The organism is Streptomyces sp. WAC03905, from assembly GCF_057371075.1.
Genome location: NZ_JBXYDZ010000003.1, coordinates 2140260 through 2165240, shown reverse-complemented (window position 1 = coordinate 2165240; position 24981 = coordinate 2140260). Strand labels below are relative to the sequence as shown.

Sequence of the window (24981 nt, the reverse complement as noted above, 5' to 3'; positions counted from 1 at the left end):
CGTCAGGCCCCATCGGCGCCCTCGCCCGGTTCGGGGCCACCGCGCCGCAGGTCGGCGTCGGTGAGCGACTCCAGCTCGCCGTGCGTGTCGAGCCAGTACAGCAGGGCGACGGCCGGGGCGACGACGACCAGGGCCACCAGCGTCACGAACGCCAGCCACGTCAGCGTGGAGGGGGCGCCGGCGGCGTCGGCCACGGTCAGCGAGGTGGGGATGAGGTAGGGCCGCTGGGCCATGCCCCAGGCGAGGACCGCTGCGGCGACGACCCCCACCGCCGCCACCCGTACCCAGGTGCCCGGCGGCCGCAGCAGCAGCCACGCCGTGGCGAAGGTGGCCGCCACGGCCAGGAGGACGAACAGCAGCCCCATGCCGTGGGTGAGGCCGTGCCAGATGTGCGGGGCGTCCGAGCGGGTGACGAACAGCGCGACCACGGCCAGCACGGCGACCACGGCCAGTGCGGCCAGCGCCCGCCCCCGGAAGTGGTCGACCAGGTCGGGCGCGTCGAAGCGGCGGGCGTCACCGGAGAGGAACACGGCGCCGAGGAAGGCCGTCGTCGCGATGGCCAGCAGCCCGAACACCAGGGAGGTCGGATTGGACCAGGCCTCCGCCGAGGCCTCCGTCCCCGGCGCGACCCGCCCCGAGGCGACCCCGCCGACGGCCGCGCCGAGGAAGAAGGGCGTCACGAGCGAGGACAGGGCGAACAGGGCCCCGAACAGCCGCCTCCCGGCGAGCCGCCGGGAGGCCTTGCGGAAGGCGAAGCCGGCGCCGCGCAGCACCATGCCGACGGCGGCCAGGGCGAGCGGCACCCACATCGCGGAGAACACCGTCTGGAAGAAGACCGGGAAGCCGGTCCACATGATGACGAAGATGAAGATCAGCCAGACGTTGTTGACCTCCCACACCGGCGCCATGGCGTGGTCGATCAGCCAGCGGGGCCGCTTGCCCCGCTCGGCCCCTCCCGCGGTCAGGTCCCAGAAGCCTGCCCCGTAGTCGGTGCCGCCGGCGCAGGTGTACGCGGTCACGGCGAGCAGCAGCACGAAGGCGATGAGGTCGGCGGTCACGGGCGGCCGTCCCCGGACGCGGAGGGGACGGACGTGCGCGGTCCGTACGGTGTGTCCTCCTCCGGGTCCTCGCCCGGAACGCCGGCTCCCCGCTGGGCGTCGGCGAGCCGCCATCGGGTGCGCATCTTGAGCAGGAGGGCGAGGAACGCGCCGAAGACGAACACGTACACCACGATCACCAGCCCGAGCATGATCCACAGGGTCGTCGACCGGGTCGCCGTGACCGCCTCGGCGACGCGCATGTTCTGGTAGACGATCCACGGCTGGCGCCCCACCTCGGTGGTGATCCAGCCGCACTCCACGGCCACGACGGACGCGACGCCCGCGCACGCCGCACTGCGCCAGAACCACTTGGAGGCCGGCAGCCTGCGGTACCGCCACCACACCAGCGCGTACCAGAGGGCGAGCAGGATCAGCACCGACCCGATCAGGGCCATGAGGTCGAAGGCCCAGTGGGCGATGGTCGCCTGGGTGGCGTTCGGCCGGTCGCTCGCGGGCACCGACGACAGCCCGATGACCTTGGTGTCCGTACTGAACCCGGCCAGGAGCGAGTCGAGCTGGGGAATCTTGATGCCGCCCGATACCGTCCCGTCCGGATGGAGACGGCCGAACATGTACTCGGGCTGGTGGGTGCCGGTCTCCCAGACGATCTCCATGGCGGCGAACTTCACCGGCTGCTTCTGGAAGACCTGCCGGGCGATGGAGTCGCCCAGGAAGAACTGGATCGGGGTGGCCACGGCGGCGACGGTGAAGGGAACGGTGAAACCGAGCCGGTGGTAGTGGTCCCGGCGGCCGCGCAGCCAGCCGACGGCGTACACCCCCGCCACGACGTACCCCGCGGTGAGCATCATCGCCACGACGAAGTGCCAGTACTGCGGCCCGAACATCGGAGTGAAGACGGCCTTCCAGATGTTCACGTCGACCGGATTGCCGGCGGAGTCGAGGGAGAACCCCCGCGGGGTGTTCATCCACGAGTTGGCGGCCAGGATGCCGAAGGCGCCCATCAACGCGGCGGCCGGCAGCGGCAGCCCGAGCAGGAAGTGGGTACGGGGCTTCAGCCGGCGCCAGCCGTACAGGTACACGGCGATGAGCACGGCTTCGAGGAAGAAGGCCCACGCCTCCACACCGAAGCCGATGCCGAACACATCACCCCACCTGCCCATGAGCCCCGGCCAGAGCAGCCCGAACTCGAAGGACAGGACGGTACCGGTGACGACCCCCACGGCGAACTGCACCGCCATGACGGCCGACCAGCGCCGTGCCAGCAGCAGGGCCGTGGGGTCGTCGTGGCGGAGCCCCCGGTAGTGCATCAGCAGGGTGATGAACGGCAGGGCGACGCCCATCGGCACCAGGATGATGTGCGAGGCCAGGGTGAAGGCCATGAGCTGTCTGGCCGGGAGCAGCTGGGCCGGAGCGTCCGCCGCCAGCAGGAGAACCGTGGAGTGCATGCGTGCCTTCGCGGCTAGGGGGTGTCCGGCGGAGCGGGTCTAGCCGCCGGTGGCGAAGCCGGGGAAGAGGGTCATGCCGCCGTCGACGTAGAGGGTGGTTCCTACCACGTAGTCCAGGAGGTCGGAGGCGAGGGCGACGACCGCGTTGGCGATGTCGTCGGGATCACCGATCCGGTCGTACGGGATCAGTTTCAGAAGGTCCTCGCGGGCCTGCTCGGTCTCCCAGGCGCCGCGGTTGATGGGCGTCTTGATGGCCCCCGGGGCGACGGCGTTCACCCGGATCTTCTTCGGGGCGAGCTCCTGCGCCAGGGTCTCCATCATCATCTGCACGCCGCCCTTGGAGGAGGCGTAGTTGACGTGGCCCGCCCAGGGGATCACCTGGTGCACCGAACTCATGCAGATGATCTTCCCGGCCGCCCGGGACACCTCGGGCACCACGCCGCGCCGCACGAACTCCTTCGTCGCCTCGCGGGCGCACAGGAACTGCCCGGTCAGGTTCACGTCCAGGACCTTCTGCCACTGGGCGAGGGTCATCTCGGTGAACGCCGAGTCCCGTTGCAGACCGGCATTGGCGACCAGGATGTCGATCGTCCCGAACTCCTGGACCATCCGGTCCACCATGGCGACGACCTGGTCCTCCTGGGACACGTCCGCCTCGTACGCCGCCGCGCGCACCCCGAAGGAAGCGATCTCCCGGACCACCTCCTCGGCGGACTCCCGGTCGGCCACGTAGTTCACGACCACATCGGCCCCGGCCCTGCCCAGCCCGATGGCGGTCGCCTTGCCGATGCCGGAGTTGGCACCGGTGACCAGCGCCTTCTGTCCCTTGAGCAGTTGAGCCGGAACCACACCCTGCGGTGCGCCCACGGTGGAATCCACGTTGTGCTGCCTCCTCGATGAGCGGGCCGCGGTGCGCCCCGGCCGCGGCCGGGGCGCACCGACGGCCCACGTAAGCACCGGCCGTGGCGGGGGGCCCGCCGGGCGGGTCCCGGTTGGGCCGTTCGGCGGAGGATCTTCCTCCGCACGGCGCAGGCCGGGCCGGGGCCCCGCCTGCACCCGGGGACGGGTCAGCTCAGGCGGGACAGGAGGTGGTCGCCGACCCGCAGCGCGTTGGCGATGGCGGTCAGGGACGGATTGACCGCGCCGATGCTCGGGAAGAAGCTCGTGTCGACGACGTAGAGGTTGTCGAGGTCGTGGGCCTTGCAGTGGACGTCCAGCGCCGAGGTGGCCGGGTCCGTGCCGAAACGGACGGTCCCCGCCTGGTGCGCGGTCGCCCCGATCGGCATGCCCTTGTGCAGGTAGATGCTGTGCGAGAGCAGGTGGTGCTCGTGCATGCCCAGGTGCCCGAGCATGCTCTGGAGCTTGTGCCGGAGCCGCCGCAGGCCCTCGATGTTGTTCTTCTCGTCGAGCGCCAGGTGGATCGCGCCGTCGGCGTCCAGGGTGACCCGGCTGTCCGGCAGCGGCAGGTCCTCACCGCACAGCCAGAAGTCGACCGCGTGGTGCGCCAGCACCTCGAAGGGCATGTCCGGGGTGACGGCTCCGGCCCAGCGCGGGGCCTCACCGTGGATCTGCTCGGCGTCGGACTTGCCGAGCATCTGGATGCCGCCCAGCGGGAAGTCCCAGTCGTCCGCGCCCAGATACCAGTCGTGCAGCGCGAGGGTCTTCTGGAACTGCGTGGGGTTGGGCTCCTTCGACACCGCCATCAGCGCCAGGTTGTTGTGCCGCATGTAGTGCCGGCCCACCACGTCCGAGCTGTTGGCCAGGCCCCGGGGGTGGTGTTCGTCGGCCGAGGCGAGCAGCAGGGCGGCGGAGTTGACCGCCCCGCAGGAGACGACCACGACGTCCGCGGAGAACCGGGTCTCGGAGCCGTCGGCGAGCCGGACGACGGCGGCGGCGACGCTGCGCCCGGTCGCGTCGGTCTCCAGCCGGACCACATGGGCGTCGGTGAGCAGCTCCACGTTCGGGTGTTCCAGGGCGGGCTCCACGCAGATCACCTGGGCGTCGGACTTGCCGCGCACCAGGCACGGGAAGCCGTCCACCCGGTTGCAGCGGATGCACACGCTGGAGGGCACGGCCCGCCCGTCGGCGTCCTGGACGAGGTCGACACCGATGGGCAGGTGGAAGGGGTGCAGCCCCCGCTTCTCCAGGTCGTCGCTCAACTGCTGGATGCGCGGCTCGTGTTCGACCGGCGGGTAGGCGTACTGCGCGCTCGCCGGCCCCTCGCCGGGGTCCTCGCCGTGTCGTCCGTGGACGCGGTAGAGGTGCTCGGCCTGCGTGTAGTACGGCTCCAGGTCCTCGTACCGCAGGGGCCAGGCGGGGGAGACGCCGCCGTGGTGCCGGATCTCGCCGAAGTCCTCGGGCCGCAGCCGGAACAGCGCGGCCCCGTAGAACTTGGTGTTGCCGCCGACGTAGTAGTTGACCTCGGGCGGGAACGCGTCGCCGTGCTTGTCGAACCAGAACTCCGGCGCCCGGTACTTGCCCTTCACGAACACGGCGGTGGACTCCCAGTTGTCGCGCTCGCGCGGCAGCCAGCCGCCGCGTTCGAGGAGGAGCACGCGCTTGCCGGAGGGCGCCAGGCGGTGGGCGAGGGTGCCGCCCCCGGCGCCGGTGCCGATGATGATGACGTCGTAGTGGGGAGAGCCGCCCACGTCGACCACCGTCCTTGGGCTCGTGGCCCCGCCCGGCGGGCCGGGACCTGTCACTCCGCGGAGCGGAGGCCAAGCATTCCCACCCATTCGAAGCTAACCGCCCTTCCACCGGACGGCGACCGGACGGGTGGGGGTGCGCGCGGGCCGCCGGTCACAGCACGGCAATCGGGTTCACGGGCGACCCCGTGGCGCCCGGCAGGCGCAGCGGGGCGACCACGCAGAGGAAGCTCCAGCGGCCGGCCCGTGCGCAGGCCCGCGCCAGCTCCTCGAACTGCAAGTAGTCCATGAGGTGCACGCCCATCGCGTGCACCGCCAGCACGTGGACGGGGAAGGCGACGTCCGCCACCGCGCTGGGCGCCGTGTCGTTGTTGCCGTCGCCGCCCAGGACGGCCACCTCCCGTTCGGCCAGGAACACCATGGCCTCCGGGTGCAGGCCCGCCCTGGCCCGGGCCGCCTCCCACGCCCCCAGCTCCCCGCGGCGGCGCCGGTGCCCCACCCGGACGAACAGCAGGTCCCCCGGGCCGACGCGGACGCCCTGCGCGGCCTCTGCGGCCGTCAGGTCGTCCGCCGTCACGTGGTCCCCGGGCTCCAGCCAGGGCACGCCCCGCACCCGGGGGACGTCCAGCAGCACACCCCGCCCGGCGATCCCCTCCCGTACCAGGTCCACCGAGAGGGACCGGACCGCGGCGGCTTCCGCGGCGGTCGCGTCGACGGCCGGGACGCCGTCGTAGAGCTCGCCGTCGTACAGCACGTGGTTCAGGGCGTCGAGGTGGCTGTCCGCGTCCCCGTGGACGTTCATCGCGAACCGGTCCAGCGCGAAGTGCAGCCCGTCGGCCCCGGCCTCCCCGGGGGCCGGACCGGTCATCCGGTGCTTCGCCGGCTCGGGATTGTCCGGGCCCGGCCGGGTCTCGATCGGCGCGGCCAGGGAGACCGTGCGGCCGAGCCGCACCTCGGCCGCGGCGGCGGTGACACGGGCGGGCGTCAGATGGCGCAGCGCCCCGCGCCGGCCGCCCCCGGCACCGCCCTGCGGGCCGGCCCGGGCCGTCCGGCGCAGCCGCTCGTACAGGGACCGGAACTCCTCCGCGCTCAGGGACCGGGCCGCGGGCGGTTCCGGAGGCCGGCTCATCGGGCCGCCGTCCCGTCGGCGGTCGTCCACGGGCGCAGGCCCCAGCGGAGCACATGGCCGGCGCCCGGTTCCAGGACGGTCAGGCCGGTGCCGGTGCGGAAGGCGTCCGCCGGGCAGGACATGGCCTCCACCGCGACACCGCGGCGGCGCCGCTCGGGCTGCCCCAGGGTGTCTCCCGTGTAGACCTGGACGTACCGGGTGCCCTCGCCGAGCCACAGGTCGGTGCCGCGGTGCCCGGACGGGTGCGCCAGCCGGACCACGGCCCGGCCGTCCGCGCCGCGTTCGAGCCCGGTGAAGGCGGTGTCCAGCGCGGCCGCCCCGATGGGGCGGGCGGTACGGAAGTCGTACTCCGTTCCGTCGACGGGTACCTCGCCCGTCGGCAGCCCGTCGTCGTCGGCCGTCAGCCGGAGACGGGCGGGGACGGTGAGCAGCGCCGTGTCGACGAGGCCGGTGCCGACCGTCAGGTACGGGTGCTGCCCGACGCCGTACGGTGCCTTCGCGCTGCCCGTGTTGCGGGCGGCGACCAGCACCTCCAGCCCGTCGCCGGTGAGCCGGTACTCGGCGTACACCTCCAGCAGGAAGGGGTACCCGGGCTGGGGGTGGAGGGTGGTGCCGACCCGCACGGCCTCGCCGGAGCGGGCGAGCAGCCGCCACGGCGTCCAGCGCAGCAGTCCGTGGATCGCGTTGTGGTGCTCCGGTTCGCTCAGCGGGAGCTGCAGGTCCGCGCCGTCGAAGCGGTAGCGGCCGCCGCCCACCCGGTTGGGCCAGGGCACGAGCAGCTGCCCGCGCCCCGAGGTGACGGGCTCGTCGGCGGCGAACCCGTCCAGCAGGGGCACGCCGTCCGCCTCGTAGTGGCGCAGGGCGCCGCCGAGTTCGACCACGACGGCGCGCTGCCCGCCGTGGCGCAGCTCCCACTGCTCCCCGGCCGGGCCCGCGGACCGGGGCGTCTGCTCGGACATGGGAGCCTCCTCGGACGGAGCGGACGGAGCGGACGGGGCCGACGGAGTGGACGGGGCGGACGGGGCGGAGGGGGCGGATGCCGAGAACGGGCCGGTGAGCCCCAGCAGCGACAGTGCGGCCTCCACGACGGCCCCCGGCGGCTGGTCGATCTCCACGACCACCGGGTGCTCGTCCGGCTGCGGTTCCTGGAGGACGGCGAACTGGCTGTCCAGCAGGGCCGCCGGGAAGAAGTGGCCGTGCCGCGCTTCCAGACGGGCCCGCACCACCTCCCTCGTACCGTGCAGGTACAGCAGGCGCACCCCCGGCCGGCCGTGCAGCAGCCGGTCGCGGTAGGAGCGCTTGAGCGCGGAGCAGGTCACCACCGCCGGCCGGTGCGCGGCGGCCTCCCGGTCCATCCAGGCGCCGATGGCCGCCAGCCAGGGGGCCCGGTCGGCGTCCGTGAGGGGGTGCCCGGCGGCCATCTTGGCGCGGTTGGCCGGCGAGTGGAACTCGTCCGCGTCCCGGTGGGGCCAGCCCAGCCGGTCCGCGAGCAGTCCGGCCACCGTGGTCTTGCCCGAGCCGGACACGCCGACCACGAGGACCAGGGGAGCCGGCCGCACGCCTTCCCCGGGCACCGAGGCCGCCGACGGCACCGGGCTCAGCCCTCGCCCAGACCGGGTGCGGTGCACAGAGCCCAGACGATCAGGCCGTCGATCGCCAGCAGCACCAGGGCCCAGAACGGCGCGTACGGGAGCCACATGAAGCTGGCCACCATGCTCAGCCCCGCCAGCGCGAGGCCCACGATCCGTGCCCAGAGGGCGCCCCAGATCACGGCGAGGCCTGCGAGGAGGACCACGAGACCCAGGATCAGGTGGATCCAGCCCCAGCCGGTGAGGTCGAACGCGTAGGCGTAGTGCCGAGTGGGGACGAAGACGTCGTCCGCGGCGATCGCGGAGATCCCCGAGAACAGCATCATCAGCCCGCCGAAGACCATCAGGAACCCGGCGAAGAGCAGCCAGCCGTTGCGGGCGCCGAAGCCGCCCCCGCGCGAGGCCGGGCCGGCGCCGTGCCGGCGGGCTCCGCCCACGTGACTCGTCATGACACGCTCCTTCCGATCCGGTGCGACGCGCGGATGCCGCTCACGCCGCCCCGCCGGTCACTTCGCGGCGGCGGCCGGGGCGCCGACCGCCCGGCCCACCGGCGGTACCTCGGGACCGGGCGGCAGCAGTTCGGTGACCACGAAGGCGACGACGGCCGAGATGATGACGACGGGGATCATCGCGCCGCTGCCGAGCAGCAGTACGACGAGCACCACGCTGCTGACCGGGAGCCGCAGCGCGCACACCGCCGCTGCGGCCATGCCCGCTGCGAGGCCCGGTACGACTCCCAGCCCGGGCAGCGGCGCGAACAGCACGCCGGCGGCCGCGCCCAGGAACAGTGCGGGGAAGATGGGGCCACCGCGCAGGCTGCCCAGGCAGAGGGCGTAGGCCGCGCCCTTGCACAGCAGGACCGCGATCAGCGCCCCGATGCCCCAGGCCTGCGGATCGGAGGCCAGGGTGCCCATGACGGCCTGGCCCGAGGAGGCAACGTCGACGGGGGAGTTGCCGGTGACCAGCGCGTACAGCGCGCCGAAGGCGCCGGCCGCCACGGCGCACACGGTGGTGTGGGCGACGGGCCGCCTGGCCACGTACACGGAGGCGTAGCGGCCGCCGGCCAGCACCAGGTGCATGAAGACGCCCATGACGGCCGCCAGGACCACCGACCACAGGACGTCACCGGCGTCCAGGCGGGGGAAGGGCGCGTCCAGGTGCAGTGCCAGGCTGCCCGTCGACAGGCCCGTCCAGCGGCCGAAGCCGGTGAAGACGAGCTCGCCGACGCCGCTGGACAGCAGCGCCGGCAGCATGATCGCGAACAGCTGCGGCCCGCCGACACCGGCCACCTCCATCAGCAGGACCGCGCCGACCAGCGGATTGCCGAAGATCGCGGAAATGGCCGCGGCGGCTCCGGCCGCGGCCAGGATGACCGTGCTCTGCGGCGTCGCCGGCGCCTGGGCCAGGTCCCGGAACAGCAGAGCGAGCCCGCCGCCGAGGGCGATCAGCGGGGCCTCCGGGCCCAGGGTGGCACCGAGCGGCAGACTGAACACCGCCGCCAGGACGACCCCCGGCAGCGCCGCCGACGTGGCCCCTCCGGCATGCAGCCCGGACGCGGGGATGTGGCCGCCCGCACCGGGCAGCCGGGTCACCACCAGCCCCACCAGGACGCCGGCGACCAGCAGCAGCGGCAGCGGCCACCACCAGGGCGGCTCGCTCCAGCCGAGCGCCTCCGGGACGTCGGCCCACATCACGTGCTCCAGCTGGTGGAGCGCGACCAGGAACCAGAAGGCCGCGAGGGACACGGGGATGCCGATGAGGGCGCAGAGGACGAGCAGCTTCAGGTAGCCCGGCGTGCGGAGCATGTCCCGCAGCCGGTCACCCTCCGCGGGCTCCTCGGCCGGTGGTGGGGTACGCGCTGCCGTCATGGGGTCATCCCCTTCCGTCCCCCGTGACCGACCGGCCTCTCAGCCGAGGAGTCTGCTCTTCTGCTGCGCGAACTCCTCCTCGGTGAGCAGCCCCTGGGCCTTCAGCTCGCCCAGCTTCTGCAGCTGGTCGAGCTTGCTGGTCATGTCGTCGGCGGCGGGCGGGGGCGGCGCGGCCGGGGCCGGCGGCGGAGCGGCCTGCTGCTGGGCGTAGCCCTGCTGCTGCTCGTAGGCCTGCTGCTGTTCGTACTCCTGCTGCGACCAGCGGCCCGCCTGCCGCCGCGACACGCGGTTGGACACCGCGGTGGCGGTTCCGGCCACGACGGCGGTGCGGGCGATACCGCGAAGAAGTCCGGGCATGGAGCGTCATCTCCCAGGTAGCCAAGGGGCGGACGGCCGCAGCGCGCGTCCGGTCCGCGGGGTCGTCGGCCGCGCCGGTCGGAGGTCCGGGTCACTGCCCGCCGCCCGCCTGCCGCGGCTGGGGCTCACGCCTCCATCGCGTCGAGCGAGGCCAGCAGCGCCTGGACCGGGATCCGGCCGCCGGCCACGAGCTGCGCGCCACTGCGCCGCAGGGCGCGGGCGAACGGCGCCGCCCAGACGTTCTCGTACACCAGGATCCCGGCGGAGTTGCCCGCCTCCAGAGCGGCACCGGCCTCGTCGATGTCGTCCTGGCCGAGCAGGCCCGATGCGGCACCCTCGAAGACGGTCAGGTCCATCTCGCCGCCGCCGGCGTCCTGCAGTTCCAGTGCGACGACCGATCCGTCGGCGTCCTTGCGGACGAAGACCAGGTCGAGGATGCGGATGATGCCGCGATCCACGAGGTCGACGAGCAGGGGCAGGCCCTCACCGTTCATCTTGTTGCCGGGGAATTCGACGATCAGGTAGTCGACGGGCCCCATCGTTTCGATGTCTTCGCTCATGTCGTCGCTCATCACCACTCCTCACGTGCGGTGCGGTGGGGGTGACCGCGCCGTGAGCCGCCCGCACCCTGCGGCGGGGCAGCCCACCAGCTCATTGCAGCACCCCCACGACGCCTTCGCACCTTCGCCCGCGGGGCCGCGGGGGCCGCGGACGCCGCGGTCGTGAACGGCGTGTGGCAGTCGTGTTGCGGCCCGCGGCGGACCCTTCACCCGGGCCGGGTGATGCGCCTACGGTCGTACTCGAAGCGCCACACGACCGTGTGCCCGAGTGGCCCAGGGGCCGGACTGCAAATCCGGTGACGCGGGTTCGAATCCCGCCACGGTCTCTACGCCGCGGGGTCCGCCCGGTTCCAGTCCATACGGGACCAGGGCAGGGCCAGCCCGTCCCGTCCCACGACCTGCCGGGGAGCCAGCGTGCCGATCGGTACCGCTTCGCGGTGCCGTGCGTACACGGTGTCCACGTAGCGGTGGCCGGTGTCGGCGGCCACGAAGACGACCGTGCGCTCCGGCGACCGGGCGCGCTCCCATCGGGCGGCGAGGTAGCCCGCCCCCGTGGACAGTCCCGCGAACACCGCGTGCCGGCGCAGCAGGTCGACGCTGCCGGACAGCGCGGCGTCGAACGAGATCCAGTGCAGGGTGTCGTAGGAGGCGTGGCGGACGTTCCCGAAGGGGATGGAACTTCCGATGCCCGCGATGATGATCTCCGGATCGGCGACGTGCTCCGCACCGAAGGTGACGCTGCCGAACGGCTGTACGCCGACCAGGCCGGTGCCGGGCGCGTCCTCGCGCAGGTAGTGGGCGAGGGCCCCGGTGGACGCGCCCGAGCCCACGCCGCCGACGACGGTGAGCGCCTCCCCGTCCGTGGAGGTGCGGATCAGGTCGGCGACGGCCCGGTAGCCGAGGTAGTGGACGTCGTCGTGGTACTGCCGCATCCAGTGGTATCCGGGGTGTGCGGCCAGGATCTCGTGGACGCGTTCGACGCGCCGTTTCTGGTCCAGCTTCAGGTCGCTGCACGGCTCCATCTGCTCCAGCGTCGCGCCGAGGACGGCGAGTTGGGTGCGCAGCGTGCGGTCGACCGTCGTCGAGCCGACGATGTGGCAGCGCATGCCGTGCCGGTGGCAGGCCAGGGCGAGGGCGTACGCGTAGATCCCGCTGGAGCTGTCCAGCAGGGTGTCGCCGCGCCGCACCACTCCGGTGTCGAGCAGGTGGCGGACCGCGGCGAGGGCGGAGACCACCTTCATCGTCTCAAAGCGCAGGCAGACCAGCCGGTCGTCGAGGCGTATCAGATCCGGTCGGCCGACGGCCTCCGCGATGTGCTGGTCCACTCGGTGACTCCTTGTGCGTCGGGACATTGGAAGGGTTCGGGAGGCGCGGGGAGTTCGGGAAGGTCGTGAACGTGCGGGTGGCGGGGATGCCGTCGCTCTCCAGGGCCCGTACGCACCCCCGGACCCGGTGGCGCAGCCCCGGGGCGGCCGGGTCCAGGAGCAGCCCCGCCACCGCGCCGCTGTGTGCGATCTGGACGCCCACGGCGCCGAGCCGCCGGGCGATTGCGACGAGCGCGTCGAACTCCGGGTGGCGCAGGACCCGCTGCCCGCGCCGGGCGCTGGCGGTCGCCACCCGGCCGAGCAGACCGGCGTCGCCGGTGGCCACGGCCCGCCGCAGCAGCACGCGCAGCCGCTCGAAGGCGCGTACGTCGTGGTCGTCGTGCGCGCGGGCCGGGAGGGAGAGGGTGTCCACGGGTGCGCCCCCGCCCAGCGCGCAGCCCACCACGACCAGCGGCGGCAGGCGGTGGCCGAGCACCTCCAGCACCCGCCCCTCGCGCTGGGCGAAGAGCACCGGGCGGGCGTCGAGCATCAGCGGGTCGCAGGCCAGCTCGGCACGGACGGCGAGCCGGGCGACGGCGGCGGGCGGCAGACGCGTCCCGTACGCGTCGGCGACCGCGCGGACCACGGCGATGACGTCACTGGTGGAGCTGCCCATGCCCAGCCCCACCGGGATGTCGGCGCGGATCCGCAACTCCCCGCCGCAGGGCCGCTGTCCGTGCCGCCGGGCGCACTCCTCGACGGCCAGGACCGCCGCGCGGGCGGCCTTCGTACGGTCCGCCGGCCGTACGGTGAGCGCCTCCGGCGGGGTGCCGGGCCGCGGGACGAACTCGGCCCTGCTGCCCGGGCCGCTCATCGGCAGGGTGACCAGGCCGGCGCACCGTCGTCCGGCGGAGTCGAGGAAGGTGCCCTGGAGGATCTCGCCGTGGTGGCAGGAGGCGTGCCCGGCGCCGCGGCGGCCGGCGCCGGGGGAGCCGGGGGAGTCCCGGCGGGTCGCCGGGTTCACGCGGGCCCCGCCGTCCGGTAGCGGTACAGGGTGGTCGGGTCGGCGCTGAACTGCGAGAAGGGGAACGGCTCCGCGGACACGGCGGTCACCCCGGAGCCGAGGAAGGCACGGGCCACCGCGCTGCCGCTCTGGGCGTAGACGACGAGCGGGATGCCGCGGGCGCGGCAGCGGTCGAGGACGGTGTCGAAGGATCCGTTGCTCAGGGTCATGCCGGTGGCGACGACGGCGTCGGCGCGTTCCAGCACCTCGTGCATGTCGCCGGTGACGGGGTCGCCCCACTGGGTGGTCCTGAGGTTGAAGTCGCAGGGCAGGGGTTCGCCGCCGCGCTCGCGGATCGCCGCGACCAGCGGGTTCACCACGCCGATCAGGCCGACAGCGGCGCCGCTGTCGATGTCCAGCAGTCCGGCGATCGCCGCGTCGCGGGCCCGCGCGCGTACCTCGGGGGCACCGGCGGGCAGGACCACGGCCTCCGCCCCGGCGTCGCGGTGCGGGCGCTGCCGGGCGAGGTAGGCGTCCAGGGCGGCGATCCGCAGCGGGCGCGGCGCCTCGCGCAGCAGGACGTCGAGCGGTGCGCCGGAGGCGTCGCGGCAGACCGCCGGGTCGATCTCGCCGGCCTCGAAGGCGCAGCCGCCGAAGGAGCCGCCGAGCCGGACCAGGACGTACTGGTTGAGATAGGTGGTGTCGCCGCCGGCCAGCCGGGTGCCGTGGTGGATCCAGAACACGCTGGTCGCCACCAGCTCGGAGGGCAGGGGGCCGTGTTCGCCGGCCAGTACGGCCGCCATCAGGGCGTCGACGGTCGGCGGGGGTGCGGGTGCGGGCGCCGGTGCGGTGGGTGCGGGGTTCGTCATGAGGTTCCTTGTCGGGGAGGAGATCGGGGTGCGGGTCAGGACGTGGAGGGGAGGGACGGGCTGCGCAGCGGCCCCCGGTAGGCGACCGCCGGCCGGCCCAGGGCGTCGGTGGACAGCTCGGCGTCCACCTCGAAGATCCGGGCGAGGTTCTCGGAGGTGAGCACGTCGGCGGGGGCCCCGCAGGCGGCCGGCAGACCGTCGTGCATCAGCAGCAGGCGGTCGCAGTGGCGGGCGGCCAGGGTGAGGTCGTGCAGGGCGACGAGGACCGTCTGGTCGACGCCGGCGAGGAGCTCCATCAACTCCCACTGGTGTTTGACGTCCAGGTGGTTGGTGGGTTCGTCCAGGAGCAGCCCGTACGGCTGCTGGGCGAACGCGCGGGCGAGGTGCGTCCGTTGCCTCTCGCCGCCGGACAGGCTCCGCCAGGAGCGCCCGGCGAGCCCGGTGAGGCCGACGCGGTCGAGCGCCGCGGCCACCACGGCCCGGTCGTACGCGTCCGGCCCCCGCCAGCGGTCCCGGAAGGGGGTCCGCCCCAGCCCGACGACGTCGGCGACCCGCAGGTCGGTGTCGAGGGCGGAGTCCTGTGCGACGAAGGCGACCCGGCGGGCGATCCCGCGGGCGTCCAACTCCCCCACGGGAACGCCGTCGTAGCGCACCGTGCCGGCGTCGGGCACGCGCAGCCCGGCCAGGCAGCGCAGCAGCGAGGACTTGCCCGAGCCGTTGGGGCCGATCAGCCCGACGGTCTCGCCCGGTGCGACGTCCAGGCCGACCCGGCGGACGACGGGCGTCCCCGAGACCGACCAGCTCAGCCCTTCGGCGGTGATCCTCACAGCTCTCCCCTCCTGCGCAGGACCAGGAGGAAGAGCGGGACACCGATCAGGGCGGTGATCACGCCGACGGGCACCTCCCGCGGTGCGAAGGCCACCCGCGCCAGGGCGTCGGTCCACACCAGGAACACCGCCCCGGCCAGCGCCGCGTAGGGCAGCAGCACCCGGTGCAGAGGACCGGCCAGGAAGCGCACCCCGTGCGGGACGATCAGCCCGACGAAGCCGATGGCGCCGACGGTGGCCACCGCGACCGAGGTCAGCGCGGCGGTCACCACGAGCAGCAGCATCCGGGTGCGCCGTACGCCGATCCCCAGCGAGGCGGCGGTGTCCGCGCCGAAGGCGAGCCCGTCCAGGGCGTTCGCGCACAGCAGGGCGGCGGCCAGGCCCAGGGGCGTGACGACCGCGCAGACCACCACGGCGTCCCAGCGGGCCGGGGCCATCGAGCCCAGCAGCCAGTGGGTGAGGGCGCGCGTGGTGTCGGCGTCGGCGGACGCCATCAGCGCGAGCGAGGTGAGCGCGGTGAACAGCTGGCCGACGACCACCCCGGTCAGGACGATGCGGACCGAGTCCAGGCCCGTGCGGCGCAGCAGGAGCAGCAGGCCCGCGAAGGCGAGCAGCGCTCCGGCGAGGGCGCCGCCGGTGATGCCGAGCGTGCCGGCTCCGACGCCGAGGACGACCACGGCGACCGCGCCCGCCCCGGCTCCCGAGGAGACCCCGAGCAGGTACGGATCGGCCAGCGCGTTGCGCGTGACGGCCTGGAGCACCGTTCCGCAGACCGCGAGCGAGGCGCCGACCAGGGCGGCCATCAGCACCCGGGGCAGGCGCAGGTCCCAGACGAGCGAGTCCAGCAGCGGCGGCAGGGGTTCGCCGCCCAGTCCGAGCCGCGCTCCGAGCACCCGGCCCAGGTCGGTCCATCCCACGTCGGCGGTGCCGATCCGGGTGGCTGCCGCCACCGAAGCGGCCAGGACGAGCGCCAGGGCGAGCAGCGTCCCCGCCCGCGCCCCGGGCGGCGGGGAGGGCGCGGACGGCGACGCCGCCGCGGCGGCGGCCGCCCCCGACCGGCGGGCGGCGGGACGCAGCAGGTCAGCGGACATGCCCGAGTTCCTTCATCCCGGCGGCCAGCAGCCCCAGCGCGTGCACGGAGCGCACGGAGGGGTCCAGCTCGATGCCCGGCACCTCGATGATCCTGTCGTCGCGTACCGCCGCCAGTCGGGAGACCACCGGGTCCGCGGCCATCGCCGCGCGCTTCTCGGCGGCGCTGTCACCGGGCCGGCCGCGCTCGGACAGGTCACCGATCACGATGAGGTCCGGGTCCCGCCGGGCGACTTCCTCCCAGGACACCTCCGGCCAGTCCTCCTCGACGTCGTCGAAGGCGTTGCGCGCCCCGACGATCCGGCTCATCTCGCTGGGCAGTCCGGTCCGGCCCGCGACGTAGGGCATGCCGTTGAAGACGGAGTAGAGGTAGACGACCGTGGGCCGGTCGCCGTCCTGGACGGTCCCGGAGGAGGCCCGGGCGACGGCCGCGCGCTGCTCCCGCACGAGCGCGGCGGCCCGCTCCTCGGCGCCGAAGGCCCTGCCCAGCTGTGCGTAGTCGGAGAAGAGCAGCTCGAAGGGGGACGTCCCGGCCGGGTTCTGCTGCGGGCAGTCCACCGCGCTGACGAAGGTGGGGACCCTGAGGGCCGCCAGTTCCTCCCGGGTGCCCGCCCGGTCCTTCGTGTAGAGGTCGGTGGAGCCGGCCACCACGAAGTCCGGTGTGGCCGCCCGTAGTTGCTCGCCGGTCGCGATCTTCGGGGAGATCACCCGGACTTTCGCGTAGGCGTCCCGGTACTGCGCGGGGATCTGCGTCTTGAGGTTGGCGGTGCCGGCCATCCGGTCCTGGAGGCCCAGCTCCAGCAGGGTCTCGGTCGAGGTCTGGTCCAGGGTGACGGCGCGCTGCGGGGGCCGGTCGAAGGAGAGCGTGCGGCCGCAGCTGGACAGGGCCGGCGGGGCGGCCGCCGCGTCCTGCGGGCCGCGGCCGGCGGGGGTGGAACAGCCGGCGACGACGGCCGTGGAGGCGAGAACGAGGGTCAGGGCGATGCCGGTTCGGGCGCGGTGGCGCATGGGTTCTCCGGTCGGGGAGGGCGGTGTGGGCGTGGCGGCGCACCGGGGCAGGGGCGCCGCGTTCACAGAGTACTGTAATGGTTATCGTTTTCATTAATGGAATGAGGAGCACCACATCGTGGCGACCACACCTGCCCCCACGAAGTCCAAGAGCCGTCCGCCCAGGGCGCGTTCCGTCCTGCGCGACACCGCCTTCCTGCGCCTGTGGGCCGGCACCACCGCCTCCGGCCTAGCGACCTGGGCCCTGCCCTTCGTCCTCGGTCTCGCCGTCCTGCAGCGCGAACTGGGCGCGGCCGGCCTCGGGCTCGTGCTCGCCGCCCGCACCGCGGGCTTCCTCGCCGCCGTGGCCGTCGGCGGGGTCCTGGCCGACCGGCACTCCCGCCGGGCCGTGGTCCTCTGGTCCGCCCTCGCCGCCGCGGCCGCCGCACCCCTCCTCGCCGTCGGACTCGGCCGCTCGCTGCTGCTGATGACCGCGGCCGCCGCCCTCGCCGGCGCCGGGCAGGGTGCCTGCCGCCCGGCCTTCCAGGCGCTCACGGCCGAGGTCGTCGACCCCGGCCGCAGGCAGCAGGCCAACGCCGCGACGACCCTCGCGGTACGCGGTTCCACCCTGGCCGGGCCCGCCCTGACCGCCCTGCTCGCGGCCTTCGTCGACATCGCGACCCTGCTGCTCGGGATCGGCCTGCTCTGGCTGGTCGCCGCCCTCCTGCCCGGCCGTGGCGCACCCGCCCCGGCCCGTGCGCAGGCCCCGCCCCGGCCCCGGCGCGCCTCGTTCCGGGCCGAGTTCGTCGACGGGATACGCGAGGCCCGCCGCCACCCCTGGTTCCTCGCCGGCCTCGGCGCCCTGACCGCCGTGATCGCGCTGGGCTACTCCGCCACCAGCGTCGCCCTGCCCCTGATCAGCCGCGACCGCTACGCCACCGAGTGGGTCCTGGCCGCCGCGATGACCGCCTACACCGTCGGCGCGCTCGGCGGCGCCCTGGTCGCCGCCCGATTCCGGCCGCGCTCACAGGGCTGGGCCGCCTTCGCGGGCCTGGCCGCCTACGGCTTCGCGCCGCTGAGCCTGGTGTTCCCGGTGCACCCGGCCGTGGTGATCGGCGCCTACGTGGTCGCGGGCATCGGGATCGAGCTGTTCAACGTGCCCTGGTTCACCGCCACTCAGCGCGAGGTCGCCCCGGACAAGCTCGCCCGGGTCTCCTCACTGGACTTCCTCGTCTCCTACGGCCTCGCCCCGGTGGGCCTGGCGCTCATCGCCCCGGCCGTGCGGACCTTCGGGGCCGGCCCGGTCCTCGGGGCGTGCGCCGCGGCCTGCTTCCTCGTCCCGGCGGCGGCCGCGCTCGTGCCCACCGCCCGGCACTTCGGGCGGCCGCCCGCGCGGCACGAGAGCTGAGCGGGGCCGGGCGCGACGCCCCGGCTGCGCCGCGGCGGGCTCAGGGCCGCGACCGTACGAGGGCGAAGACCGCACCCTCCGGGTCCGCCACCGTCGCCTGCCGTCCGCGCATGCCCTCGCGCGGCGGATCGACCACGTGCCCGCCGAGCTCCTGGACCCGGTGCGCGGCCGCGTCCGTGTCCTCCACCTCGAAGTGGGCCAGCCAGTGCGGGCCCCGGTCGTGCGGCAGCGAACGGCCCACGCCGTGCACGGCGGCGACGGGACGGCCCGCCAGGTTCAGGGTCAGGTGGTCGAAGTCGTCCGCGGCCGTGGCGAGCGTCTGCGCCTCGTGGCCGAAGACGTGCTCGTAGAACTTGCCCACCATCGAGGTGTCCTGCGTGATCAGCTCGTGCCAGACGGGGGTGCCCGGCCCGCCGTACGCCCGGGGGCTCAGGCCGGGCCGTGCCTGCCACAGCCCGAAGACCGCTCCCAGCGGGTCCGAGCAGATCGCCACCCGCCCCGCGACACCGGCGTCCAGCGGCCCCACCGCCACCGTGCCGCCGCACGCCCGGACCGACTCGGCGGACGCGCCCGCGTCGTCCGTGGCCAGATACGTGGTCCAGGCCGTCGGAAGGTGCCCGTCCGGCGGCATCTCGCCGATCCCGGCCACCTCGTGGCCGTCCAGCACGGCACGGACGTACGGGCCGAGCTGCTCGGGCCCCGGCACGTACTCCCATCCGAACAGGTCGGCATAGAAGTCCTCGGTGCTCCCGAGGCCGTGCACCATGAGGCTCACCCAGCACGGGGTGCCGGGCGTGCGCCGGGTTGCTTCCGCTGCCTCGGTCATGTCAGCCGTCTCCTCCGTCGTGCCGTCACCGCTGCTGATGGTTCCACTCCGGCGGACGCGGCGCGCCCCGACCGCGCCGCATTCCGGTGGTCCGGAACGGAGTTGACCGGATCAGGGTGCCCCCTGGTGAACGCCCTGTTACGCGGGTGCCGGGTGGGGAGGAAGATGGCCGTCATGACTGCGAACACTGCGATCCTCTCCGCCACCGAACTGGCGGACGAGCTGGCCGGAGACCGCCGGCCGGTCCTGCTGGACGTCCGCTGGCAGCTGGGCGGCCCGGACCAGCGGCCCGCGTACGAGGCCGGGCACCTGCCCGGGGCCGCCTACGTCGACCTCGACCGCGAACTGGCAGGTCCGGCCGGGTCCGGCGGCCGTCACCCGCTGCCGGACCCGGAGGTCTTCGGCGCGGCGATGCGCCGTGCGGGGGTCTCTGCGGACGCGCCCGTGGTCGTGTACGACGGCGGCCAGGGCTGGGCGGCGGCCCGCGCGTGGTGGCTGCTGCGCTGGACGGGTCACCCGAACGTGCGAGTCCTGGACGGCGGACTGGCCGCGTGGACGGCGTCCGGTGGCACCGTCACGGCTGAACGAGTGATTCCGGTTGAGGGTGATTTCAAGCCAAACCCCGGGGCGCGCGGGCTGCTCGACGCCGACGCGGCGGCGCGGCGGGCGCGCGAGGGCGTCCTCCTGGACGCGCGGGCGGGGGAGCGGTACCGCGGTGAGGTGGAGCCGATCGACCCGGTGGGAGGCCACATCCCGGGCGCGCTGTCGGCCCCGACCACCGAGAACGTGGGCCCCGACGGCCGCTTCCTGCCGGCGGACGCGCTGCGGGCCCGGTTCGGGGCGCTCGGCGCGGCGACGGGCACGCCGGTGGGGGTGTACTGCGGCTCGGGGGTCTCCGGAGCCCATGAGGTGCTCGCCCTGGAGGTGGCCGGTATCGAGTCCGACCTCTACGCGGGCAGTTGGTCGCACTGGTGCACGGACCCGGCCCGTCCGGTGGCCACGGGCCCGGACCCCCAGTAGCGGGACGGGCCCTGCGGCTCGTCCCGAGCGGCCCGCCGCCCCAGGGCGGCGGGCGCTACTCCTGCTTCTTGCGCCGGGTGCCGAAGACGATCTCGTCCCAGCTCGGCACCGCGGCGCGCCGCCCGGGACGGACCCCGTCGGCCTCGGCCTGCCGGTCGGTGGTGCCCGTCAGCCGGTCGCGGTGGCCCGCCACCGTACGGGGCATCAGGACGTCGGCGTACGCGGCGCCGGCCCCGGCCGACGCGGCGGGCGCCGGCGGCTCCTCCGCCTCGGGTTCGGTCTCCGTCGGCTCGGTGCGTTCCGGGACGACCATGTCGCCGCGGAAGCTCGGTACCGCCTCCAGCAGGCTGGTCAGCGTGTCCCGTTCCTCCTCGGGCTCCGGTACGGGCGCGGGCCGGGGCTCGACGCGCTCCAGCTGCCGGTCCAGGGCGCGGTCCAGCGGCCGGTCGCGCGGCAGGCGTGCGATCCGCGGGACGAAGGGGAAGCTCGGCTCCGGCGTCGCCGGCAGGTCCTCCGACTCACCGATGAGCGAGCGCGCCTCGTCGTCCACGGCCACGACCAGCCGGCGGGGCGGGTCGTAGGTCCAGCTCGCCGAATGCGGTTCGCTCGCGACCCGGTAGACGAGGAGGACCTCCCAGGTCCCGTCGTCGCGGCGCCACGAGTCCCACTGGACGGAGTCCTTGTCGGCCCCGCGCAGGGTCAGGCGCTCCTGCACGGCCTCGCCGAGCTGCGGCCCGGTGTTCTCGCCGGGGCGGCGCACCGGGGTCTTGCGGGCGCGTTCGGCCATGAAGGCGCGCTCGGCGAGCACGGGACCCTCGAAGCGGCGTACGCGGTCGACCGGGATGCCGGCGAGTTGGGCGACCTCCTCCGCGGAGGCACCGGCTCGTATGCGTGCCTGGATGTCGCGCGGACGGAGGTGGCTCTCGACCTCGATCTCGATCTGGTTCAGGCGAGCGCGGTCGTTGCGTACGGCAGCCCGAAGCCGCTCATCGATCGGAAGCGTGTACTCCGTGCTGTCCGCAGCCTTGAGCACCAGTCGTGTGCCGTCATTGGAGACGGCCACGACACGCAGTTCGGGCATGGGGACCTCCCGGGTGGTGCCTGCCGACGTCACGTGCGTCGCTGCTTCCGCTAGTCGAGTGTGGCCTGCCCGGGTGCAGCCTGCCACAACCTTGCCGAGTTAAACCGGCGTGTCGGGCATGCGCCCTTGATCGCCGTTATGGCACGGTTACCTGTTGAGCACGCACAGTGACCGGACGGTTACTGTGCGCAGCAGGATCCGTGCCATGCCGCGGCATCGCCGGTCTTCGAGTGCCGCTTTCCGTCAGCCGGCCCCCTCACCCGGGTCCGGACATCCGAAAGGAAGGACAGCCCCAGGGCTCGCCACAGTACTCCATTCGGGCCACCTGGGTGGACCGCCGCGCCGCCGAAGTTTCCACGGACGGCGGGAGTTGGGCTGCCCGCTGTCGGGTCCCACCTGCGTCCGCGACCTGATCGCGGGTGTCGTGCTTCACAGAATCACCCGAAACGGAACTTTCCCCTTCGTTCAGCTGTCAGTAACTGCTGAAAGAGGAGAAGCACGAGAGGTCCGGCACACAGGGGATGGCGATGGGTCAGAAGGCGACGCGTGAGGTCGGAGCCGGAGCGGGGGACGAGCAGGAGGGCGCGAAGCTGGACCTGAGCGTGGCCCAGGTCGCCGGCTCCTCCCTCGCCACCGTCGCGGCCGCCCTGCTCGCCTCCCGGCTCGGCGTCTACGGGACCATCCTCGGCGCCGGCGTGGTCAGCGTCGTCGCCACCGCAGGCGGACCCGTCATCCAGCACCTCTTCCGGCGCACAGGCGACCAGTTGCGCGGGAGCGCCCGGCCGAGGACCCGTCAGGAGCCGGTCCCCCTCGCGCAGGACCGGCCCGCCGCGCCCCGCGGGGAGTACGGCGAAGCGACCGTGCACGGCACCCGGATGCGCGGGTGGAAGCGCACCGCGGTCGCCTCCGGTGCGGCCTTCACCATCGCCGTCGGAGGCCTCGGCACCTACGAGGCGATGGCGGGCACCTCCGTCAGCAGCGGTGGCGGCACGCTCTTCTCCGGCGGGACCCGCACCGCGGGTCCGGACCGGCCCGCCCCGCCCGAACACGGTCCGGCCGACGGGGAGAAGGGGCGGCGGGGCGGCGCCGGCGATCCCGGCGGCGGGGCCTCCCCGAGTCCTTCCCCGCCGCACGGCGGCCGGAGCCCGGACCCGGACCCGACCCCCTCGCGCTCCGGCGGGCCGGCGCCCGGCCCCTCGGCCTCGACGCAGGGGCCGACCCCGACCCCGACCCCGACCCCGCCGACGCCGGACCCGGCCCCGACGGCCGGCACCGGCAGCGGCGCCGCGACACCGGGCGCGCGGCCGAGCGCCTCCTGACGCCCCCTACGTCCCGAGCACGCGCCGCAGGTAGTCGTTGCCGAAGACCCGGTCCGGGTCGAGGCGGTCCCGCAGCGCGGTGAACTCGCCGAAGCGCGGGTAGATCCGGGAGAAGTACTCCGCGTCCCGCGTGTGCACCTTGCCCCAGTGCGGGCGCCCGCCGTGCGCGGTGAAGATGTGCTCGGCGGCGGTGAAGTAGGCCTGGTACGGGGTGCCCCGGTACATGTGCACCGCGATGTAGGCCGTGTCGCGCCCGGAGGCGGTCGACAGCGCGATGTCGTCCGCCGGAGCCGTCCGCACCTCGACCGGGAAGCTGATCCGCAGCCGCGAGCGGTCGACCATCGCCCGCAGCTCCCGCAGCGCCTCCACCACCGCCTCGCGCGGGAGGGCGTACTCCATCTCCACGAACCGCACCCGGCGCGGGCTGGTGAACACCTTGTACGGGATGTCCGTGTAGGTGCGGGCCGACAGGGCCCGGCTGGCCACGCGGGCGATGGAGGGGATGGTGGCCGGGACCGCCCGGCCGAGGGTGTTCACGGCCTGGAAGAGGCCGTTGGAGAGCAGCTCGTCCTCGATCCAGCCGCTCACCGGCCCGGGCGGGGCGGCGGGTCCCTGGCTGCGGTTGTTGCGCTTGGTGTTGCAGTTCCCGGTGTGCGGGAACCAGTAGAACTCGAAGTGCTCGTTCTCGGCGAAGTGCTCCTCGAACTCCGCGGTCACCCGGTCGAAGCCCATGGGCTCCTCACGGGCGGTCAGGAGGAAGAGCGGCTCCACGGCGAAGGTGATCGCGGTGACGACGCCGAGCGCGCCGATGCCGACCCGGGCCGCGGCGAAGACCTCCGGGTTCTCCTTCTCGGAGCAGACCAGCAGCTCGCCGTCGGCCGTGACCAGCTCCAGGCCGCGGATCTGGGCGGCGATGGAGGCCGAGTCGCGGCCGGTGCCGTGGGTGCCGGTGCTGGTCGCGCCGGAGACCGTCTGCTCCATGATGTCGCCCATGTTGGTGAGCGACAGGCCCTCGGCCGCGAGGGTCCGGTTGAGGTCCTTGAGGGTCGTGCCGGCCGCCACCGTCACGGTGCCCGCGGCACGGTCGAGGGACCGGATCCCCGCCAGGGCCTGGGGCCGTACGAGGACACCGTCGGTCGCGGCGGCCGCGGTGAAGGAGTGGCCGGTGCCGACCGCCTTCACCCGCAGCCCGTCCTCGGCGGCCCTGCGGACCGTCTCCTGGAGCTCCCCGACCGAGGCCGGGGTCACCACGCGGGTGGGCGTGGCGGTCACGTTGCCCGCCCAGTTACGCCACGCGGTCGCCGTGCTGCTGTTCCGTGCTGTCGCCGTCCCCATCGGTTGCTCGTTCCTCCCCTTGCGCCGGCCTCGTCAGCCGGCGGTATCCCGCGAACGCCACCGCCGCCGCGGCCGTCCCCGCCGAGATGGAGACGACGTACCCGGTCCGCGCGCCGGCCGCGTCGACGACCCAGCCGGTCACGGAGGACCCCAGCGCGATACCGACCGCGAGGCCGGTGCTGATCCAGGTCATGCCCTCGGTCAGCTTCGCGTGTGGTACGTGCGCCTCGATCAGGGCCATCGTGGTGATCATCGTGGGAGCGATGGCGAGGCCCGAGACGAAGAGCGCCACGGCCAGAAACGGAAGGTTCCCGGCCAGTAGGAGGGGGATCATACTCACGGCCATCGCACATACGCCCAGTACCCAGCGCAGTTCCGTCCGGCCCTTGAGGTGGAGCAGGCCGAAGACGATGCCCGCCAGGCAGGATCCGGCCGCCCAGATGGCCAGGATGAAGCTTGCGGCGGACTTCTGGCCCTGCTCCTCGGCGAAGGCCAGTGTGGACACGTCGATGGAGCCGAAGATCGCGCCGGTCGCCACGAACGTGGCCGTCAGGACCTGGAGGCCGGGGGAGCGCAGGGCCGACCGGCGGTCGCCGTCCTGCGCGCGCGGGTGCGGCGCGGGCTCGGTGGACCGCTGCGCGGTGAGCAGCCACACGCCGACGAGCAGGCAGACCGCGGCGATCAGCGGACCGGCCTCCGGGAACCACGTGGTGGACAGTCCGATGGCGAGGATCGGACCGAAGATGAAGCACACCTCGTCCACGACGGACTCGAAGGAGTACGCGGTGTGCAGTTCGCGCGGGGAGTCGCGGTAGATGACCGTCCACCGGGCGCGGACCATGGATCCGACGCTGGGCACGCAGCCCGCCACGGCCGCGCAGACGAAGAGGGTCCAGTCGGGCCAGCCGTTCGCGGCGGCCACCAGCAGCAGCGCCACCGCGGCCACGGAGATCAGGGTGGCCGGGCGGAGCACCGCCCGCTGCCCGTGCTGGTCCACCAGGCGGGACACCTGCGGGCCGATCACGGCCGCGGCGAGGGCGAGGGTGCCGGTCAGGGCGCTCGCCATGGCGTAGCGGCCGGTGATCTCGGAGATCATCGTCAGGATGCCGACGCCGACCATGGATATCGGCAGGCGGCCGATCAGGCCGGCGGCACTGAACCCCTTGGTGCCGGGGGCCGCGAAGATCGCGCGGTAGGGACTGGGCAAGGGGGCCCTCCGTAAGGGACGTGATCGGCCCGTACAGGTTACGACGGCCGAC

23 protein-coding genes and 1 tRNA gene are annotated in these 24981 nt (G+C 74.0%); 4 read left to right on the top strand and 20 right to left on the bottom strand.

What is annotated here, in order from left to right:
* Positions 1 to 2 precede the first annotated feature (2 nt).
* The 10 genes from AC2RP6_RS12130 to AC2RP6_RS12085 all read right to left on the bottom strand — a co-directional run bounded on the left by AC2RP6_RS12130 (position 3) and on the right by AC2RP6_RS12085 (position 10666).
* Positions 3 to 1058: a cytochrome d ubiquinol oxidase subunit II gene (locus tag AC2RP6_RS12130; RefSeq protein WP_486446247.1), complete on the bottom strand. Its 1056-nt coding sequence runs from the start codon at positions 1056 to 1058 to the stop codon at positions 3 to 5.
* Positions 1055 to 2506 (bottom strand): cytochrome ubiquinol oxidase subunit I, encoded by a 1452-nt coding sequence (locus AC2RP6_RS12125; RefSeq protein ID WP_486446246.1) that lies wholly within the window; start codon positions 2504 to 2506, stop codon positions 1055 to 1057. The genes AC2RP6_RS12130 and AC2RP6_RS12125 overlap by 4 nt, the downstream gene beginning before the upstream one ends.
* 39 nt (positions 2507 to 2545) lie before the next feature.
* On the bottom strand, positions 2546 to 3340 hold the full coding sequence (locus AC2RP6_RS12120) for an SDR family oxidoreductase (RefSeq protein ID WP_486450305.1): 795 nt from the start codon (positions 3338 to 3340) through the stop codon (positions 2546 to 2548).
* Positions 3341 to 3573: 233 nt separating this feature from the next.
* Complete coding sequence (locus tag AC2RP6_RS12115; RefSeq protein WP_486446245.1) at positions 3574 to 5154, bottom strand: GMC oxidoreductase; 1581 nt, start codon at positions 5152 to 5154, stop codon at positions 3574 to 3576.
* Positions 5155 to 5305: 151 nt separating this feature from the next.
* A complete protein-coding gene (locus AC2RP6_RS12110; RefSeq protein ID WP_486446244.1) occupies positions 5306 to 6280 on the bottom strand; it encodes a cyclase family protein in 975 nt (324 codons plus the stop codon).
* Entirely contained in the window at positions 6277 to 7839 is a 1563-nt protein-coding gene (locus AC2RP6_RS12105) for a gluconokinase, GntK/IdnK-type (RefSeq protein WP_486446243.1), read from the bottom strand. The genes AC2RP6_RS12110 and AC2RP6_RS12105 overlap by 4 nt, the downstream gene beginning before the upstream one ends.
* 38 nt (positions 7840 to 7877) lie before the next feature.
* On the bottom strand, positions 7878 to 8318 hold the full coding sequence (locus AC2RP6_RS12100; RefSeq protein WP_486446242.1) for a DUF7144 family membrane protein: 441 nt from the start codon (positions 8316 to 8318) through the stop codon (positions 7878 to 7880).
* Positions 8319 to 8375: 57 nt separating this feature from the next.
* Positions 8376 to 9737, bottom strand: a complete 1362-nt coding sequence (locus AC2RP6_RS12095; protein ID WP_486446241.1) for a chloride channel protein — start codon at positions 9735 to 9737, stop codon at positions 8376 to 8378.
* 39 nt (positions 9738 to 9776) lie between these two features.
* The gene (locus tag AC2RP6_RS12090) at positions 9777 to 10094 is read right to left on the bottom strand and encodes an SHOCT domain-containing protein (RefSeq protein ID WP_486446240.1); all 318 of its coding nucleotides are present in this window, start codon (positions 10092 to 10094) and stop codon (positions 9777 to 9779) included.
* A gap of 125 nt (positions 10095 to 10219) precedes the next feature.
* Complete coding sequence (locus tag AC2RP6_RS12085) at positions 10220 to 10666, bottom strand: DUF6325 family protein (RefSeq protein WP_486446239.1); 447 nt, start codon at positions 10664 to 10666, stop codon at positions 10220 to 10222.
* Between the two features lie 242 nt (positions 10667 to 10908).
* Between AC2RP6_RS12085 and AC2RP6_RS12080 the strand changes: the two genes are divergently transcribed.
* Positions 10909 to 10980, top strand: a tRNA-Cys gene (locus AC2RP6_RS12080).
* Here AC2RP6_RS12080 and AC2RP6_RS12075 read toward each other — a convergent pair.
* The 6 genes from AC2RP6_RS12075 to AC2RP6_RS12050 are packed head-to-tail and all read right to left on the bottom strand — an operon-like array spanning position 10981 to position 16754.
* Complete coding sequence (locus AC2RP6_RS12075; protein WP_486446238.1) at positions 10981 to 11979, bottom strand: pyridoxal-phosphate dependent enzyme; 999 nt, start codon at positions 11977 to 11979, stop codon at positions 10981 to 10983. It lies immediately after the preceding tRNA gene.
* Complete coding sequence (locus tag AC2RP6_RS12070; RefSeq protein ID WP_486446237.1) at positions 11900 to 12982, bottom strand: GHMP family kinase ATP-binding protein; 1083 nt, start codon at positions 12980 to 12982, stop codon at positions 11900 to 11902. The genes AC2RP6_RS12075 and AC2RP6_RS12070 overlap by 80 nt, the downstream gene beginning before the upstream one ends.
* The gene (locus tag AC2RP6_RS12065) at positions 12979 to 13830 is read right to left on the bottom strand and encodes a Rossmann-like domain-containing protein (protein WP_486446236.1); all 852 of its coding nucleotides are present in this window, start codon (positions 13828 to 13830) and stop codon (positions 12979 to 12981) included. The genes AC2RP6_RS12070 and AC2RP6_RS12065 overlap by 4 nt, the downstream gene beginning before the upstream one ends.
* 35 nt (positions 13831 to 13865) lie before the next feature.
* Entirely contained in the window at positions 13866 to 14657 is a 792-nt protein-coding gene (locus tag AC2RP6_RS12060) for an ABC transporter ATP-binding protein (RefSeq protein WP_486446235.1), read from the bottom strand.
* The gene (locus tag AC2RP6_RS12055) at positions 14654 to 15748 is read right to left on the bottom strand and encodes a FecCD family ABC transporter permease (RefSeq protein ID WP_486446234.1); all 1095 of its coding nucleotides are present in this window, start codon (positions 15746 to 15748) and stop codon (positions 14654 to 14656) included. The genes AC2RP6_RS12060 and AC2RP6_RS12055 overlap by 4 nt, the downstream gene beginning before the upstream one ends.
* The gene (locus AC2RP6_RS12050; RefSeq protein WP_486446233.1) at positions 15738 to 16754 is read right to left on the bottom strand and encodes an ABC transporter substrate-binding protein; all 1017 of its coding nucleotides are present in this window, start codon (positions 16752 to 16754) and stop codon (positions 15738 to 15740) included. The genes AC2RP6_RS12055 and AC2RP6_RS12050 overlap by 11 nt, the downstream gene beginning before the upstream one ends.
* Positions 16755 to 16872: 118 nt before the next feature.
* Between AC2RP6_RS12050 and AC2RP6_RS12045 the strand changes: the two genes are divergently transcribed.
* Positions 16873 to 18141, top strand: a complete 1269-nt coding sequence (locus AC2RP6_RS12045) for an MFS transporter (RefSeq protein WP_486446232.1) — start codon at positions 16873 to 16875, stop codon at positions 18139 to 18141.
* Positions 18142 to 18181: 40 nt separating this feature from the next.
* Here AC2RP6_RS12045 and AC2RP6_RS12040 read toward each other — a convergent pair whose 3' ends face one another.
* Positions 18182 to 18967: a VOC family protein gene (locus AC2RP6_RS12040; protein ID WP_486446231.1), complete on the bottom strand. Its 786-nt coding sequence runs from the start codon at positions 18965 to 18967 to the stop codon at positions 18182 to 18184.
* Between the two features lie 174 nt (positions 18968 to 19141).
* Here AC2RP6_RS12040 and AC2RP6_RS12035 point away from each other — a divergent pair, with 174 nt between their 5' ends.
* Entirely contained in the window at positions 19142 to 19987 is an 846-nt protein-coding gene (locus tag AC2RP6_RS12035; RefSeq protein WP_486446230.1) for a sulfurtransferase, read from the top strand.
* 55 nt (positions 19988 to 20042) lie between these two features.
* Here the strand turns inward: AC2RP6_RS12035 and sepH are convergent, their stop codons facing one another.
* Positions 20043 to 21068 carry a septation protein SepH gene (gene sepH / locus AC2RP6_RS12030; RefSeq protein ID WP_486446229.1) on the bottom strand — a complete coding sequence of 342 codons (1026 nt, stop codon included), beginning with the start codon at positions 21066 to 21068 and terminating at the stop codon, positions 20043 to 20045.
* A gap of 527 nt (positions 21069 to 21595) precedes the next feature.
* Here sepH and AC2RP6_RS12025 point away from each other — a divergent pair.
* Complete coding sequence (locus AC2RP6_RS12025; protein ID WP_486446228.1) at positions 21596 to 22387, top strand: hypothetical protein; 792 nt, start codon at positions 21596 to 21598, stop codon at positions 22385 to 22387.
* Positions 22388 to 22393: 6 nt separating this feature from the next.
* Here AC2RP6_RS12025 and AC2RP6_RS12020 read toward each other — a convergent pair whose 3' ends face one another.
* Together AC2RP6_RS12020 and AC2RP6_RS12015 are read right to left on the bottom strand one after the other, a co-directional pair.
* The gene (locus tag AC2RP6_RS12020; RefSeq protein WP_486446227.1) at positions 22394 to 23722 is read right to left on the bottom strand and encodes a D-arabinono-1,4-lactone oxidase; all 1329 of its coding nucleotides are present in this window, start codon (positions 23720 to 23722) and stop codon (positions 22394 to 22396) included.
* Entirely contained in the window at positions 23673 to 24929 is a 1257-nt protein-coding gene (locus AC2RP6_RS12015; RefSeq protein ID WP_486446226.1) for an MFS transporter, read from the bottom strand. Before AC2RP6_RS12015 ends, AC2RP6_RS12020 begins: the two co-directional genes overlap by 50 nt.
* Positions 24930 to 24981 lie beyond the last annotated feature (52 nt).